The sequence below is a fragment of the Stenotrophomonas maltophilia R551-3 genome, assembly GCF_000020665.1.
GTDB lineage: Bacteria > Pseudomonadota > Gammaproteobacteria > Xanthomonadales > Xanthomonadaceae > Stenotrophomonas > Stenotrophomonas maltophilia_L.
The window spans coordinates 2,889,540-2,903,684 of sequence record NC_011071.1 but is presented as its reverse complement, the minus strand read 5'-3'; the positions used below and the strand labels follow the sequence as shown (position 1 = coordinate 2,903,684).

The window sequence follows — 14,145 nt, the reverse complement described above, 5'->3', positions numbered from 1 at the left end:
TGCTGGCCGCTGGCCGGCAACCGCATCTCCGCGCATGGGCGATTGCCGGCCAGCGGCCGGCACTACCGGGTATGCTCTTGTTGGCATACCCACCCGGATCCACCGATGAGCGACACCCCCCGCATCGCTTTCCTGGCCAGCACCACCGAGCCCGCGCAGATGGCCCGCGCGGCGATGGTTTCGCGCTATGGCGACCACGCGCCGGAGCAGGCCGACGTGCTGTGCCCGCTGGGCGGCGACGGCTTCATGCTGCAGACCCTGCATCGGCATGGTCACCTGGGCAAGCCGGTGTTCGGCATGAAACTGGGTACCGTGGGCTTCCTGATGAACCAGTACCGCGGCGACGATGACGTACAGGCGCGCATCGCCCGTGCCGAGCCGGCCAACCTGCGGCCGCTGGAGATGGTGGCGCTGACCGAATCGGGCACCAGCACCGGTTCGCTGGCCTACAACGACGTGTCATTGCTGCGCCAGACCCGGCAGGCAGCGCATATCGGCATCGATCTCAACGGCCAGGAGCGCGTGGCCGAGCTGATCGGTGACGGTGTACTGGTGGCCACCCCGGCCGGCAGCACCGCCTACAACTATTCGGCGCATGGCCCGGTGCTGCCGCTGGGCTCGCATACCATCGCGCTGACGCCGTTGGCCCCGTACCGGCCGCGGCGCTGGCGCGGGGCGATCCTCAAGGCCGACACCGAGGTGCGCTTCCGCGTGCTTGATCCGTACAAGCGCCCGGTCAGCGTCACTGCCGACTCGCACGAGACCCGTGATGTGGTCGAAGTCACCATCCGCGAGTCCAAGGACCGGCGCGTGACCCTGCTGTTCGACCCGGAGCACAACCTGGAAGACCGGATCCTGAGCGAACAGTTCGTTTTTTGAGGACAATAGGCCGCCGGCCCCGCCGATCGCTTTGAAGGACCCCCACCGATGGGCGACAACTCCCCCCGTTTGCTGACCGTCGCGGTGACCTCGCGCGCCCTGTTCGACCTCGAGGAAAGCCACGCGCTGTTCGAGAGCGATGGCGTGGCGGCCTATGCCGAGTTCCAGCGCCAGCACGAGGACGACATCCTCGGTCCCGGCGTGGCGTTCCCGGTGGTGCGCAAGCTGCTGGCGCTGAACCAGGGCGCCAGCCCCGAGAACCCTCGGGTCGAGGTGATCCTGCTGTCGCGCAACTCGGCCGATACCGGCCTGCGCATCTTCAACTCGATCCAGCACTACGGCCTGGGCATCATCCGTGCGACGTTCACCGCCGGCGAGCCGACCTGGCCGTACGTGAAGCCGTTCGGCACCGACCTGTTCCTGTCGGCCAACCCGGAATCGGTGCGCAGCGCGCTGCGCCATGGGATCGCTGCGGCCACCATCCTGCCCAAACCGCCGGGCGAAACTGCAGCCGCGGCCGCCGACCAGATCGATATCACACGGCCGGCCGGGCAGCTGCGCATCGCCTTCGATGGCGATGCGGTGATCTTCGGTGACGAGAGTGAGCGCATTTCGCGCGAGCAGGGCGTGGAAGCCTTTGGTCGCCATGAGCGGGAGCGTGCGCGCGAGCCGCTCAGCGGCGGGCCGTTCCGCGGTTTCCTGTCGGCCCTGCATACGCTGCAGGAAGTGTTCCCGGCGGGTGATAGTGCGCCGATCCGTACCGCGCTGGTGACCGCGCGCTCGGCACCTGCGCACGAACGGGTGATCCGCACCCTGCGCGAATGGGGTGTGCGCCTGGACGAGGCCCTGTTCCTCGGCGGCCGCCACAAGGGCCCGTTCCTGCAGGCTTTTGGTGCCGACATCTTCTTCGATGATTCGCAGCACAACATCGACAGTGCCCGCGAGCATGTGGCGGCTGGCCACGTGCCGCACGGCGTCGCCAACGAAGGCTGAAACCATGCCGGGTGGGTGCCAACCGTTGGTTGGCACTGCCATGCATCGGCGCCCACCAAGGTGGGCATCTACCAGAGTCCCGTGCTTCCGGTAGTTGCCAACCTTGGTTGGCACCTCGGTTGAACGGCGCCCACCAAGGTGGGCGGCTACCGGTTATTGGGTGGCCGACATCCCCAGCTGCAGGTCCACCACCTTCCAGCGCAGGCCCTGCGGTTCCAGCACCACCTTCAGCGGCGGCTGGCCCGGGCCACGATCAACGTCGATCACGAAGCGGTCCAGTGCTTCGAAATGGTGCTCGGCATGCTTCAGCGGCCGCGCCGGTTCGGTCGGACCGAATGCATCGCCTCCCTGCAGTTCATTGCGGCCACGCTTCCACAGCACATGGCCCTGCAGCATCGCGCCGATGCCAGTCGGAGTTACCAGCGTCTCCACCGCCGCACCGCCCAGCTGGTCGCCCAGCCCGTAGAGCAGGGCGCCGAAGGGGCTGGCTGCCACATCCGGACCGGCCTGGCGCACCAGGTAGTCGTTGAGCTGGGCGCGCACGCTGCTGCGTACCCGCGGGAAGTCGACGTAGCGCTCCAATCGGGCGGTGTCACGCTGTTCGATGGCCTTGGACAGGCCGTGCACGGTCATGTACGGGCCGCCAAACCACCAGGCGGCCAGTGCCAGGACCAGCAGGACCACGAGTGCGCTGAGCTTCTTCATGCCGCCCAGACTGCCGCAACTGCCGCAGCCAGTGGTGAACGGCAGGTGATGCGACCTAGAATTCCAGGTCCAGCGCCGCGCACAGATAGTCGACGAACGGGCCGAGCGCGGCCAGGTCCTTGCCCAGCGTGGACAGCAGGCGCGGGCCGGTCATCGTGGCATCGTCCAGCGAGCGCCACATCACCCAGTTGCGGTGCTTCAGGTCGTCGATGAACTCGAAGTCGGCCGGGAAGCCGCGCGGCGGCCGAACCAGCTTCTCGCTTTCCTCGAAGTCGAAGCGCTTGCGCAGCGCCGGTGCATGCGCGGCGGCTTTCCAGCTGCCGGGGTTGTCGAGGATGAAGTGGCGCACGCGGCGCTGGGTTTCCGGCTCTGGATGCCACAGGCCAGCACCCACGAAGTTCTCGCCAGGCTGCAGGTGCACATAGAACGAGGGCGCGGCCACTTCGCGGCGGCGCTCATGGAACAGGCGCGCACCCTGCCAGGTCTTGTACGGCGACTTGTCGTTGGAAAAGCGCGCATCGCGATGGATGCGGAACAGCGAACCGCCGACGCCGCGGGTGTCGGCGCGGAAGTGCTCGCTGACCTCGGTCAGTGCCGGCTGCAGGTCGCCCAGCAGGCGCAGGAACGGCTGCCGCACATGGTCTTCATACTGCTGGCGATGATCGTTGAACCACGCCTTGTCGTTGTGCCGCGCCAAGCTGCGCAGGAACTTGAAGCTGGCATCCGAAAAATATGTGCTCACAGGGTCTCCTGCAGGTGCTGGCCCCAGTCGCGCAGTGACTGCAGCAGATCCTGGCGCCGCGCGTCATCGGGCGCTTCGGCAGCCAGTGCATCCAGCTGCTGCTGGTACTGGGGCAGGTTGAGTTCGCCCAGGCCGCCGTCTCCGAGCAGGCGCTGGCGGCGGTAATCCTGCCAGCGCTGGCGTTCATCCGGTGCGAGGCTGTCGGGATGGTTGCGCGCACGGTAGCGGAACAGCAGCTCCGGCAGCCGCGGGTCGCGGAAACGGCCTTCGAGCGCGGCCAGCTGCTCCGGCGCGGTGGTGCGCGCCAGTGCCAGCAGTGGCTTGTCGCCGGCACCCAGGAAGCCGTCGTACAGCGAGGCATCGACGTCGGCCACATTGGCCACGCGCGGCTGGTTGTAGACCTGTCGTGCCTTCTCGGCCAGCTGTGGGGCGAACGCACGCAGGCGCTCGGCCTTGGCCTCGATCGCGGCCACGTCCAGGCCGAGACGCGCATGGTCATCGGCACGCAGGTGGTTCCAGGCGATCAGCGCCGGCACCTTGTTCAGTTGTACTTCCTTCAGCGGCACCCGCGTCGCGCCCTCGGGCAGTTCGCTGGCACGCATGTACAGGCGCTGCGCGATCACCTCGGCCGGAAGTTCCAGCAGGTCGTCGATGTCACCGTCCAGGTCGAACACGATTACCCGGTTGTTGACGGTGGGATGCATCGACAGCGGCAGCACCGGTGCCGCGCACAGGCGGCTGGCCGGGTAGCGCATGGAAATGTGCAGTACCGGCTTCATCGCGGCCACGTCCAGCAGGCTGCCGACGAAGCGCTTGTCGCGCAGCTTCAGGGCGTAGTCCCACAGGCGTGGCTGCGACTGCTTGAACAGCCGCGCCATGCCGATGGTGGCGCGCACGTCGGACAGCGCTTCGTGCGCATCGCCTTCGCGCACGTTGTTGGCTTCGGCCAGGTGTTCGAGCTTGAACGAGGTGGCGCCATCCTCGCGCAGCGGCCACTGGATACCCTCCGGGCGCATGGCGCGCATCAGCCGCAGCATGTCCAGCAGGTCCCAGCGTGAATTGCCGTTGCGCCACTCGCGTTCGTACGGGTCGTGGAAATTGCGGAACAGGCCGTAGCGGACGAACTCATCGTCGAAGCGCAGGGTGTTGTAGCCCAGCGCGCAGGTGCCCGGCCGCGACAGCTGCTCGTTGATGCGGTCGAAGGCTTCGGCTTCGCTGATGCCTTCGGCCAGTGCCTGCTGCGGAGTAATACCGGTCACCAGCGTGGCCATCGGCGAGGGCAGCAGATCATCGGCCGGGCGCACGAAAAAGCTGACCGGCGTGTCTATTTCGTTGAGGTCGGCGTCAGTACGAATCGCGGCGTACTGCGAGATGCGCGTGCGCCGCGGGTCCTGGCCGAAGGTTTCCAGGTCGTAGAACAGGAAGCTGTCGGCCATCAGTGCGCGCCCTCCAGGACCGGCAGCTGCGCGTGGATCTGCGCTTCCAGTGCGGCCCAGTCGATGTTGTCCAATGTGGTGTGGCCGGTGGTTGCCGCCACCAGCATCCCGCGTTGCAGGTCGGTGCGGCGCAGCGCCTCGGCGTAGGGTGTGTGCAGGAAGGTGACCATGGTGTAGTGCGGCACGAAGCGCGTCGGCCAGCGCCGTTGCAGCTCCTGTTCCAGCTCGCGCTGCAGCAGGAAGGCGGGATCGGCCACGCGGTCACGCATTTCCAGGTAGTTTTCCAATGCCATCTGCTGGATCGCCCGGGCATTCGGTTTGCGCTCGGCCTCGAACGCGGCGAACGCGCCTTCCAGGTCGTCGGCCTCCGTCAGGTGACGGGCCAGCGCAATACAGTCCTCGAACGCGCAATTCATGCCCTGGCCGTGGAACGGCACCATCGCATGTGCGGCGTCGCCGATCAGTACGGCACGGCCCTGCTGATGCCAGCGCTCCAGCGTGAGCGTGCCAAGCAGGCCCGGCGGGTGTTGTTCCCAGTCGGCGCGCAGGTCGGGGATCAGCGGCAGGGTGTCGGCGAATTCGCGTGCGAACAGCGCCTCGGCCTGTGCACCGGTGTTGACCGTGGCGAAGCTGGGATCACCCTGGTTGGGCAGGAACAGAGTGACGGTGAAGGTGCCTTCGTGGTTGGGCAGGGCGATGCACATGTAGTGGCCGCGCGGCCAGATGTGTAGTGCGTTGCGCTCGATGCGGAAGCTGCCGTCGGCGGCCGGCGGAATCTCCAACTCCTTATAGGAATGGTCGAGGAAGGCGATGTCCTCGCCCAGCGGTGCGCGCCGGTTCATCGCCGCACGCAGCGACGAGCCGGCCCCGTCGGCGCCGATCAGGGTGTCGAAACGGATGTCGTGAGGGCTGTCGTCACGGTCATCGATGAAGCGTGCGTAACCCGCATCGAAATCGACGGTGTGCAGGCGGCGGTGGAAGTGCACGGTGGCGCCGGCCTGCTCGGCCAGCTCCAGCAGCGTGGTGTTCAGATCCCTGCGATGGATCGACCAGATCACTTCGCTGTCGTCGCGGCCGTAGCGCTGCAGCTGCGGTTCGCCCTCGCGCGGGTGCACCATGCGCCCGCGCATCATCACCGCGCGGGCCATCACCTCGTCTTCCACGCCGGCCTGGCGCAGCGCGTTGCGCCCACGCTCGGCCAGCGCCAGGTTGATCGAGCGGCCACTCTCGTAGTCGGCCACGCGCGGATCGCCGCGGCGTTCGTACAGGGTAATGCGCCAGCCCTGGCGTGACAGCAGGATGGCCAGCAGGGACCCGGCGAGGCCGGCACCGATAATGCTCAACGAGCGGGATGCGTGTGCGATCAACGAACTGTCCAGCAGTAGGGGAAGGGCTGGCTTAGAGGCCGGCCCAGGCTTCCACTTCCTCGACGAAGTGGTGCACGTCCAGGTAGCGGTTGTAGAGCGGGGTCGGCGAAATACGGATCACGTCGGGCTCGCGCCAGTCGCCGAGCACGCCAATGCCGCGCAGGTGCTCGAACAGGGCGCGGCCACGCTCGCGGCCACCGATGACGCGCAGTGACAACTGGCAACCACGGCGCTGAGGTTCGGCCGGCGTGATGATGTCCAGCACGTTGGCCAGGCGCGCACGCACCAATGCTTCCAGCATGCCGGTCAGTCCCTGCGACTTGCTGCGCAGCGCCTCCATGCCGGCGCGCTCAAACAGGTCCAGCGAGGCGCGCAGCGGTGCCAGGCCGAGGATCGGCGGATTGCTCAGCTGCCAGCCTTCAGCGCCGATGGCCGGGGTGAACTGCGGCGCCATCTGGAAGCGGGTGGATTCCTCGTGCCCCCACCAACCGGCGAAGCGCGGCAGGCTGCTGTCGCGATGGTGGCGTTCGTGCACGAAGGCGCCGGCCACCGCACCCGGGCCGCTGTTGAGGTACTTGTAGTGGCACCACACGGCGAAGTCGGGGGCCACGTCATGCAGGCGCAGTGGCAGGTTGCCGACCGAGTGGGCGAGATCGAAGCCGATGCGCGAACCCTGCAGGCGGGCGGCGCGGGTGATCGCATCCAGATCGAAGGCCTGGCCGGTGCGGTATTGCACGCCCGGCCACAGCACCAGCGCCAGGCGCGGACCGTGCTCGGCGATGGCGCGCTCGATCGCGGTCAGCGAGATCGTGCCGTTGGTTTCATCCGGCTGCACTTCCACCAGGCACTCGGCCGGGTCGAAACCATGGAAGCGGATCTGTGCTTCCACGGCGTGGCGGTCGGTCGGGAACGCGCCGGCCTCCATCAGGATCACCGGACGCTCGGCGGTTGGCCGGTAGAAGCTGACCATCATCAGGTGCAGGTTCACGCTCAGCGTGTTCATCGCCACCACTTCGCTGGGCAGCGCGCCGACCACGCGGGCCAGTTGTGCGCTGACCAGACGGTGATAGGACAGCCACTGCGTGGGGCCGGTGAAGTGGCCTTCCACGGCCAGCTCGCCCCACTGCTTCATCACTTCCTGCACGGCGGCCTGTGCGCCGCGCGGCTGCAGGCCCAGAGAGTTGCCGACGAAGTAGGTCTGCTCGCCGCCACCATGGCGCGGAATCAGGAATTCACTGCGCAGCGGGCGCAGCGGATCGGCGGCGTCCAGGGCGATGGCGTGGGTGCGACTGAGCAGGTCGGACATGGTCGGGCAACAGGCTGCAACGGGACCGCCAGTGTAGCGCCTGGGGCATGCGTGATGCCGCGCGGTGCGCTCGCCGGGCATGGCCCGGCGCTACCCGGAGATCACACGTCCCGGTAGCGCCGGGCCATGCCCGGCGAACGTTCAGCCCGCCGCCGGCGCCGGCAGCGGGTCCACGTGCCCGCACTGGCTGCAGGTACGCAGCTCCAGGCTGGCGTGGTAACGCGCGAACACCTTCGGCAGGTCGGTTTCGATGTTCTGCAGCGGGAAGAACTCTTCGTGCAGCTTGTGGTTGCAAAGTTCGCAATGCCAGATCACGCCGTCCATCTCGTGCGGCAGGCGCTTGCGCTCGACCACCAGGCCGATGCCACCGGGCGGGCGCCGCGGCGAGTGCGGAACCTTCGCCGGCAGCAGGAAGATCTCGCCGGCGCGGATCGGGATGTCACGCACCGCGCCATCCTCCTGCACCTTCAGCACCATCTCGCCTTCGAGCTGGTAGAACCACTCCGGGCCTTCGTCGTAGTGGAAATCGGTGCGGCTGTTCGGCCCGCCGACCACCATCACGATGAAATCGCCGTTGTCGATCATCTTGTTGCCGACCGGCGGCTTCAACAGATGCCGGTTTTCCTCGATCCAGCCCAACAGGTTGATGGGGGAGGCAAGCATGGGGGTGTCCGTAAGGGAGGGTCAGTCGCGCCGACCGCGGCGCGGAACGTAGGACAGGGCCTTCTCGTAGGCCGGCTGCAGTTCTTCAGGTGCGCCCACGTCGATGCCCATTTCGCGCACGCGGCCGTCCTTCAGACTGTACACCCAGCCGTGCACCATCAGCTTCTGGCCGCGGGCCCAGGCGTCCTGCACGATCGTCGAGCGGCAGGCGTTGACCACCTGCTCGATCACGTTCAGTTCGCACAGGCGGGCATGCTTCAGCTCCGGCTCCTCGATCGCATCCATGATCGCGGCGTGCTTCTGTGCCACGTCACCGACATGGCGCAGCCAGTTGTCGGCCAGGCCCACCCGCGTGTTGTTCAGGCTGGCGTGCACGCCGCCGCAGCCGTAATGGCCAACGATCAGGATGTGCTTCACCTTCAGCTGGTCCACGGCGTACTGGATCACGCTGAGGCAGTTCAGGTCGGTATGCACCACCACGTTGGCCACGTTGCGATGCACGAACACCTCGCCCGGGGCCATACCGATGATCTGGTTGGCCGGCACGCGCGAATCGGAACAGCCGATCCACAGGTATTCCGGATGCTGCTGCTTGGCCAGCTGATGGAAGAAGTCCGGATCTTCCTTCTCGATCCGGTCGGCCCATTCGCGGTTGTTCTGCAGCAGCTTGTGGATGTCTTTCATGTTCGGGGTCCCTGACGTCGGGTGGGGGCAAGGCGCGGCCGTTCTGGTCGCGTCGTCGCGGGAAACAGGGCGCTCAGCTGCCTGCGGCGGCTTCGTCGCGATACCGGCGCATCCACTGCGCCAGTTCGGTGGAATGGGGATTGCCGAGCCGTTCCAGTCCGATGATCGCCGCCAGCTGGTTGGCTTCGGGATGGTTCTGGCTCAGCTTCATCTTCAACTGCACCTGCTGGACTTCAAAGCGCAGACCGACGATGCCGCGCAGCTGGCGGCGATGCGTGTCGCGCGCCGGTTCAAACCGCCAACCCTGGCCGACGCTGGCCTCGAAATGGTCGCTGATGCCTGCAACGAGGTCCGCCAGCGCGTCCTCGTCATCGAAGTGATGCAGCTGGCCGCGCAGTTCGGCGGCGGCGTAGTTCCAGGTTGGCACGCGTGCCATCTGTTCCTTGTCCGGGTACCAGCTGGGCGAGACATAGCCGTGCGGGCCATCGACCAGCACTTTGGCCGGCCCGCTCTGCGCTGCCTGCGGATTGGCGCGGGCCCAGTGGCCGAGCAGTTCGATGCGATCACCGTCGCGGCGGAACAGCACCGGCATCCGGGTCAGTTCCGGCAGGCCATCGCCACCGGCGGTCAGCACGGTGACGAACGGATCACGTGCCAGCAGGCGATCCAGCCACAGCAGGTCGGTCTCGGCGAAAGCGCGCGGGGTGAACATCGGTTGGCCTCAGGCGCGGCTGCCGAGCGACTGCACCATGCGCCCGCGCAGGCCTTCGTCGCTGCCTGCCTGCGGTGGCTGCACTTCATGCAGCGAGAAACCGCGCACCAGGGCATCTTCTTCATCCAGGCCGTCGTACTCGACGAACTCGGCATCGAACAGCTGCGAGCGGGCGGTGTCTTCGCTGTCGTAGCTCAGCGTATTGCCATCGCTGTCCAGCACTTCGGCGGTGCCGGCCTCGCGGATGCGCAGGCGTGCCCAGATCAGGGTGTTGCCGAGGCTGGCCAGCCACCAGCTGTCGCGGACGTGGGAAAGTTCGTTCATGTGTGTCTTACCAGAGCGAGGCCAGCCAGAGCAGGGCAGCCATGCCCAGTCCGGCCAGCAGGGTCAGCAGCGATACCCAGGCGGGCGTCGCCAGCCCGGACAGCGAGCGGTCCGGCTGGGTGCGATATTCGCGCCGCAGCAGCCAGCCCAGCGCATCGGGCTTGAGGAAGGCGCCACTGCCGAAGCGCTGCGCCAGCGCCGGATGGCGATCGCGCACATGTACCAGGGTCAGCGGCCAGAAAATCACGAAGGCACTGAACCCGGCCACTGCAACGCCGACGAAACACAGGGCGAAGAACAGGGTCATGGGGGCAGTACCTCCGTGGTCGTGCGTGTGGGCTTAGAAGTCCGCGCTGCCCGGGGCGCGCGGGTAGGGGATCGCATCGCGGATGTTGGACAGGCCGCAGACGTACACCACCAGGCGCTCGAAGCCCAGACCGAAGCCGGCGTGCGGTACCGAGCCGTAGCGGCGGAAATCGCGGTACCAGCTGTAGTGCTCGCGATCCAGGCCGAACTGCGCCATGCGTGCATCCAGCACGTCCAGGCGCTCTTCGCGCTGGCTGCCACCGATGATCTCGCCGATGCCCGGGGCCAGCACGTCCATCGCCGCGACGGTCTTGCCGTCATCGTTCAGGCGCATGTAGAAGGCCTTGATGTGCTCGGGGTAGTTGGTCACCACCACCGGGCGACCGACGTGTTCCTCGGTCAGCCAGCGCTCGTGCTCGGTCTGCAGGTCCAGGCCCCATTCGACCGGGAAGTCGAACTTCTTTCCGGACTTCTGCAGCAGGCTGACCGCATCGGTGTAGTCGATGCGTTCGAACGGCGCGTTGATGAAGTCTTCCAGCTTGGTGATCGCGTTCTTGTCCACGCGCTCGGCGATGAAGGCCAGGTCGTCGCCGCGCTCGTTGAGCACCGCGCGGAACAGGTACTTCAGGAATTCCTCGGCCAGGCGTGCGTCTTCGGCCAGGTCGGCGAAGGCGATTTCCGGCTCGATCATCCAGAATTCCGCCAGGTGGCGGGTGGTGTGGCTGTTCTCGGCGCGGAAGGTCGGGCCGAAGGTGTACACCTTGCTCAGCGCCAGGCAGTAGGCCTCGACGTTCAGCTGGCCGGACACGGTCAGGAAGGTTTCCTTGCCGAAGAAATCGCGGCTGAAGTCGATCCCGCCCTGGGCGTCACGCGGCAGGTTCACCATGTCCAGGGTGGACACGCGGAACATCTGGCCGGCGCCTTCGGCGTCGGAGGTGGTGATGATCGGGGTGCTGATCCAGTTGAAGCCGTTCTCGTGGAAGAAACGGTGCACGGCCTGGGCCAGGCAGTTGCGGATGCGGGTGACCGCGCCGAACAGGTTGGTGCGCGGGCGCAGGTGCGCCACTTCACGCAGGAACTCCGGCGTCATCGGCTTGGGCTGGATCGGGTAGGTGAGCGGGTCTTCGACCCAGCCGACCACCTCGACCGCGCTGGCCTGGATCTCGAACGACTGGCCCTTGCCCTGCGACTTCACCAGCGTGCCGGTGGCCACCAGCGAGCAGCCGGTGGTCAGGCGCTTGATCTCGTCGAAGTTGGCCAGCGCGTCGCCGGCCACGACCTGGATCGGGGCGAAGCAGGAGCCGTCGGTCACATTCACGAAAGCCAGATTTGCTGAACCGCGCACCGTGCGCACCCATCCGCGTACCGTGACTTCGCCGCCTTCCGGGATTTTCCCGGCAAGCGCATGTTCAACGCTGACCACCGTCATGACTTGAATCCTCTGCTGATCGACTCGATCTGTGAACACGGGAGTTTACCGGTTGCAGCGTTCTGCTTGCGAGGCATTTCTGCGCTCCTCCGGTCCCTATAATGTCCCGGTACCTCTGGAGTGATCCCCATGGCCGTCAGCCTGACCCCAATTGCCTTCGAGCGCGTACAGCGCTTCGTCGCCCAGACCCCCGGCGCGCTGGGCCTGCGTTTTGGCGTGACCAAGACCGGCTGCTCCGGCTGGGGCCACGTCACCGACCTGGCCCGCGACGAGCGCGCGGACGACACCGTGTTCGACCAGGACGGGGTGAAGATCTATGTTGACGCCAAAAGCCTGGCCCTGGTGGACGGCACCGTGATCGACTTCGGCAAGCACGGCCTGAGCGAGACCTTCACGTTCAGCAACCCGAATGCCACCGCCGAGTGCGGCTGCGGCGAGAGCTTCACCACCGACGCCGACAAGGCCTGACCGCCGGTTCTGGCGTCCGCCGGACGTGGTCCGGCGCTATCGGAACCTGCTCAGGTAGATGCCGACCTTGGTCGGCAGGGAAGGGATCCACGGATGGAACGACCGCTTTTCATTTATCAACCCAATGCCTACGCCCTCTCCTTCGAAGAGGTCGACGGAATCTGTGACTGCTGCGGTCAGGCGCGGACGCTTCGTTACCGGGGGCCGTTCTACACACATCTGCGTCCCGATTACCTGTGCCCCTGGTGTATCGCCGATGGCAGGGCAGCGGCCAGTTACGAGGGGGAATTCACCGGCTGGAGCGATATCGAGGGGGTATCCCCGGATCCGGCCGATCCGCCGCCGACCATCGCCCGCGAGCTGCTGCTGGAGATCTGCGAGCGCACCCCGGGCTACTCGTCCTGGCAGCAATCGGTCTGGCTGAGCCATTGTGAGCGGCCTTGTGCCTTCCTCGGCTTCGCCGGCAGCGAAGATCTGCTGCCCATCCTCGATCAGGTCCGGCCCGATGTGGCGGCAGTCAATCCACGCGACGCCGACTGGGTGCTGGCGCACCTGAGCCGGGACGGGATGATGGTCGGCTGCCTGTTCCAGTGCCTGGAATGCGGCCAGCATCGCCTTCACGTCGACCTGGGGTGAATCCAGGCGGATTCGTGGACTGTGCGGGGCTCCGGTAGCGGCCAGCCTTGGCTGGCATGAAGGCTGGTCCCCGGTTCAGGTTGCCCTGTGACCCGCCGGTTGCCCGGCCACCCCATCTGCGCCATAATGCGCAGCTTCCTGCCTTACTGGCGGGAATCCTTGCCCCACCGCGGTATCAACGGCGGGGGGCTGTCCGGCCGCAAGGCCACATCCGAAAGGTAGAAAAAACATGAGTCGTCATTACGAAATCGTGTTCATGGTCCATCCGGACCAGAGCGAGCAGGTCCCGGCCATGATCGAGCGCTACAAGTCGCTGGTCGAGAACGGCAACGGCACCATCCACCGTCTGGAAGACTGGGGCCGCCGCCAGCTGGCATACCCGATCCAGAACCTGGTGAAGGCGCACTACGTGCTGCTGAACATCGAAGCCGACCAGGCCGTGCTGAACGAGCTGACCGAAAGCTTCCGCTTCAACGACGCCGTGCTGCGCAACCTGGTCATCAAGCGTGACGAGGCTGACACCGAGCAGTCGCTGATCATGAAGAGCAAGGACGAGAAGGGCGACAAGCCCGAGCGTGGTGAGCGTCGTCGTCGTGATGACGAAGAAGGCGAAACCACCCCCGCCGCTGACAACGATGCCGGCGACGACGCCGCTTCGGCCGCCTAAGGAGCACTGACATGTCCAAGTTCTTCCGTCGCCGCAAGTTCTGCAAGTTCACCGCTGAAGGTGTCAAGGAGATCGATTACAAGGATCTCAACACCCTGCGCCAGTACCTGACCGAGAACGGCAAGATCGTGCCGAGCCGCGTCACCGGTACCAAGTCGAAGTACCAGCGTCAGCTGGCGACCGCCGTCAAGCGCGCTCGCTTCCTGGCCCTGATCCCGTACACCGACAACCACGACATCTGATGCCGGCGGGGCGGCCGCGTGCCGCCCCCCTGTGCCAGCTATTCGGACAGCCTTTGTTGCGGGGCCATCGCCTCGCTAACGAATAACTCATCTGGAGCAATACCATGCAGCTGATCCTTCTGCAGAAAGTCACCAACCTCGGCAACCTGGGCGACCTGGTCGACGTGAAGCCGGGCTACGGCCGTAACTTCCTCGTGCCGCAGGGCAAGGCCGTTCCGGCCACCGAGAGCAACAAGGCCGAGTTCGAAGCCAAGCGCGCCGACTACGAAGCCAAGGCCCAGGCCATCCACGCCGACGCTGACGCCCGCAAGGCCAAGCTGGAAGGCGCGAGTGTGACCATCGCCGCCAACGCTTCGACCGAAGGCAAGCTGTACGGCTCGGTCGGCGCCCGCGAAATCGCTGATGCCTTCACCGCTGCCGGCCTCGAGCTGAACAAGAGCGAAGTCATCCTGGGCGAAGGCGCCTTCCGCAACATCGGTGAGTACGACGTCCTGGTGCACCTGCACGCCGACGTCGAAACCACCGTCAAGGTTGTGGTCGAAGCCGAAAAGGCCTGATCCCGCGCCGCAAGGCCTGGAATCACCGC

The 14,145-nt window shown here is 66.4% G+C and carries 18 protein-coding genes; 7 read left to right on the top strand and 11 right to left on the bottom strand.

What is annotated here, in order from left to right; genetic code table 11:
- Positions 1-105 precede the first annotated feature (105 nt).
- Both SMAL_RS13245 and SMAL_RS13240 read left to right on the top strand, forming a co-directional pair.
- Positions 106-879 carry an NAD kinase gene (locus SMAL_RS13245; RefSeq protein ID WP_006376667.1) on the top strand — a complete coding sequence of 258 codons (774 nt, stop codon included), beginning with the start codon at positions 106-108 and terminating at the stop codon, positions 877-879.
- Between the two features lie 48 nt (positions 880-927).
- Entirely contained in the window at positions 928-1,872 is a 945-nt protein-coding gene (locus SMAL_RS13240; RefSeq protein WP_012511563.1) for a 5'-nucleotidase, read from the top strand.
- A 153-nt stretch (positions 1,873-2,025) separates the two neighbouring features.
- On the opposite strand, the gene SMAL_RS13235 is transcribed toward SMAL_RS13240, so the two are convergent.
- From SMAL_RS13235 to asnS, 11 genes are all read right to left on the bottom strand, one after another.
- On the bottom strand, positions 2,026-2,577 hold the full coding sequence (locus SMAL_RS13235) for a DUF2939 domain-containing protein (RefSeq protein WP_012511562.1): 552 nt from the start codon (positions 2,575-2,577) through the stop codon (positions 2,026-2,028).
- Positions 2,578-2,632: 55 nt separating this feature from the next.
- Positions 2,633-3,319, bottom strand: coding sequence for a DUF2461 domain-containing protein (locus tag SMAL_RS13230; RefSeq protein ID WP_012511561.1), 687 nt, complete (start codon positions 3,317-3,319; stop codon positions 2,633-2,635).
- Positions 3,316-4,755: an exodeoxyribonuclease I gene (gene sbcB, locus SMAL_RS13225; protein WP_012511560.1), complete on the bottom strand. Its 1,440-nt coding sequence runs from the start codon at positions 4,753-4,755 to the stop codon at positions 3,316-3,318. Before sbcB ends, SMAL_RS13230 begins: the two co-directional genes overlap by 4 nt.
- Positions 4,755-6,122: an FAD-dependent oxidoreductase gene (locus SMAL_RS13220; RefSeq protein ID WP_012511559.1), complete on the bottom strand. Its 1,368-nt coding sequence runs from the start codon at positions 6,120-6,122 to the stop codon at positions 4,755-4,757. The genes sbcB and SMAL_RS13220 overlap by 1 nt, the downstream gene beginning before the upstream one ends.
- Before the next feature lie 31 nt (positions 6,123-6,153).
- Positions 6,154-7,428 carry a kynureninase gene (gene kynU / locus SMAL_RS13215; RefSeq protein ID WP_006376546.1) on the bottom strand — a complete coding sequence of 425 codons (1,275 nt, stop codon included), beginning with the start codon at positions 7,426-7,428 and terminating at the stop codon, positions 6,154-6,156.
- Between the two features lie 141 nt (positions 7,429-7,569).
- On the bottom strand, positions 7,570-8,091 hold the full coding sequence (locus SMAL_RS13210) for a 3-hydroxyanthranilate 3,4-dioxygenase (RefSeq protein ID WP_012511558.1): 522 nt from the start codon (positions 8,089-8,091) through the stop codon (positions 7,570-7,572).
- A gap of 21 nt (positions 8,092-8,112) precedes the next feature.
- Positions 8,113-8,775 carry a carbonate dehydratase gene (can, locus tag SMAL_RS13205; protein WP_006376530.1) on the bottom strand — a complete coding sequence of 221 codons (663 nt, stop codon included), beginning with the start codon at positions 8,773-8,775 and terminating at the stop codon, positions 8,113-8,115.
- 73 nt (positions 8,776-8,848) lie between these two features.
- The gene (locus SMAL_RS13200) at positions 8,849-9,487 is read right to left on the bottom strand and encodes an FMN-binding negative transcriptional regulator (protein WP_012511557.1); all 639 of its coding nucleotides are present in this window, start codon (positions 9,485-9,487) and stop codon (positions 8,849-8,851) included.
- A 9-nt stretch (positions 9,488-9,496) separates the two neighbouring features.
- Complete coding sequence (locus SMAL_RS13195) at positions 9,497-9,811, bottom strand: hypothetical protein (protein ID WP_006376526.1); 315 nt, start codon at positions 9,809-9,811, stop codon at positions 9,497-9,499.
- A gap of 7 nt (positions 9,812-9,818) precedes the next feature.
- Positions 9,819-10,118 carry a hypothetical protein gene (locus SMAL_RS13190; protein WP_006376524.1) on the bottom strand — a complete coding sequence of 100 codons (300 nt, stop codon included), beginning with the start codon at positions 10,116-10,118 and terminating at the stop codon, positions 9,819-9,821.
- 33 nt (positions 10,119-10,151) lie between these two features.
- Positions 10,152-11,546 carry an asparagine--tRNA ligase gene (gene asnS / locus SMAL_RS13185; RefSeq protein WP_012511556.1) on the bottom strand — a complete coding sequence of 465 codons (1,395 nt, stop codon included), beginning with the start codon at positions 11,544-11,546 and terminating at the stop codon, positions 10,152-10,154.
- 129 nt (positions 11,547-11,675) lie between these two features.
- Between asnS and SMAL_RS13180 the strand changes: the two genes are divergently transcribed.
- From SMAL_RS13180 to rplI, 5 genes are all read left to right on the top strand, one after another.
- Positions 11,676-12,014: a HesB/IscA family protein gene (locus tag SMAL_RS13180; protein ID WP_012511555.1), complete on the top strand. Its 339-nt coding sequence runs from the start codon at positions 11,676-11,678 to the stop codon at positions 12,012-12,014.
- Between the two features lie 93 nt (positions 12,015-12,107).
- On the top strand, positions 12,108-12,650 hold the full coding sequence (locus SMAL_RS13175; RefSeq protein WP_012511554.1) for a CbrC family protein: 543 nt from the start codon (positions 12,108-12,110) through the stop codon (positions 12,648-12,650).
- Positions 12,651-12,879: 229 nt separating this feature from the next.
- On the top strand, positions 12,880-13,317 hold the full coding sequence (gene rpsF, locus SMAL_RS13170) for a 30S ribosomal protein S6 (RefSeq protein WP_006376493.1): 438 nt from the start codon (positions 12,880-12,882) through the stop codon (positions 13,315-13,317).
- 11 nt (positions 13,318-13,328) lie between these two features.
- Entirely contained in the window at positions 13,329-13,559 is a 231-nt protein-coding gene (gene rpsR / locus SMAL_RS13165) for a 30S ribosomal protein S18 (protein WP_005926280.1), read from the top strand.
- 104 nt (positions 13,560-13,663) lie between these two features.
- On the top strand, positions 13,664-14,116 hold the full coding sequence (gene rplI, locus SMAL_RS13160) for a 50S ribosomal protein L9 (protein ID WP_006376492.1): 453 nt from the start codon (positions 13,664-13,666) through the stop codon (positions 14,114-14,116).
- Positions 14,117-14,145 lie beyond the last annotated feature (29 nt).

Coding starts and splice junctions, on each gene's coding strand:
- SMAL_RS13245 (WP_006376667.1), top strand. CDS start 106: ATGAGCGACACCCCCCGCATCGCTTTCCTGGCCAGCACCACCGAGCCC.
- SMAL_RS13240 (WP_012511563.1), top strand. CDS start 928: ATGGGCGACAACTCCCCCCGTTTGCTGACCGTCGCGGTGACCTCGCGC.
- SMAL_RS13235 (WP_012511562.1), bottom strand. CDS start 2,577: ATGAAGAAGCTCAGCGCACTCGTGGTCCTGCTGGTCCTGGCACTGGCC.
- sbcB (WP_012511560.1), bottom strand. CDS start 4,755: ATGGCCGACAGCTTCCTGTTCTACGACCTGGAAACCTTCGGCCAGGAC.
- kynU (WP_006376546.1), bottom strand. CDS start 7,428: ATGTCCGACCTGCTCAGTCGCACCCACGCCATCGCCCTGGACGCCGCC.
- SMAL_RS13210 (WP_012511558.1), bottom strand. CDS start 8,091: ATGCTTGCCTCCCCCATCAACCTGTTGGGCTGGATCGAGGAAAACCGG.
- can (WP_006376530.1), bottom strand. CDS start 8,775: ATGAAAGACATCCACAAGCTGCTGCAGAACAACCGCGAATGGGCCGAC.
- SMAL_RS13200 (WP_012511557.1), bottom strand. CDS start 9,487: ATGTTCACCCCGCGCGCTTTCGCCGAGACCGACCTGCTGTGGCTGGAT.
- SMAL_RS13195 (WP_006376526.1), bottom strand. CDS start 9,811: ATGAACGAACTTTCCCACGTCCGCGACAGCTGGTGGCTGGCCAGCCTC.
- SMAL_RS13190 (WP_006376524.1), bottom strand. CDS start 10,118: ATGACCCTGTTCTTCGCCCTGTGTTTCGTCGGCGTTGCAGTGGCCGGG.
- asnS (WP_012511556.1), bottom strand. CDS start 11,546: ATGACGGTGGTCAGCGTTGAACATGCGCTTGCCGGGAAAATCCCGGAA.
- SMAL_RS13180 (WP_012511555.1), top strand. CDS start 11,676: ATGGCCGTCAGCCTGACCCCAATTGCCTTCGAGCGCGTACAGCGCTTC.
- SMAL_RS13175 (WP_012511554.1), top strand. CDS start 12,108: ATGGAACGACCGCTTTTCATTTATCAACCCAATGCCTACGCCCTCTCC.
- rpsF (WP_006376493.1), top strand. CDS start 12,880: ATGAGTCGTCATTACGAAATCGTGTTCATGGTCCATCCGGACCAGAGC.
- rpsR (WP_005926280.1), top strand. CDS start 13,329: ATGTCCAAGTTCTTCCGTCGCCGCAAGTTCTGCAAGTTCACCGCTGAA.
- rplI (WP_006376492.1), top strand. CDS start 13,664: ATGCAGCTGATCCTTCTGCAGAAAGTCACCAACCTCGGCAACCTGGGC.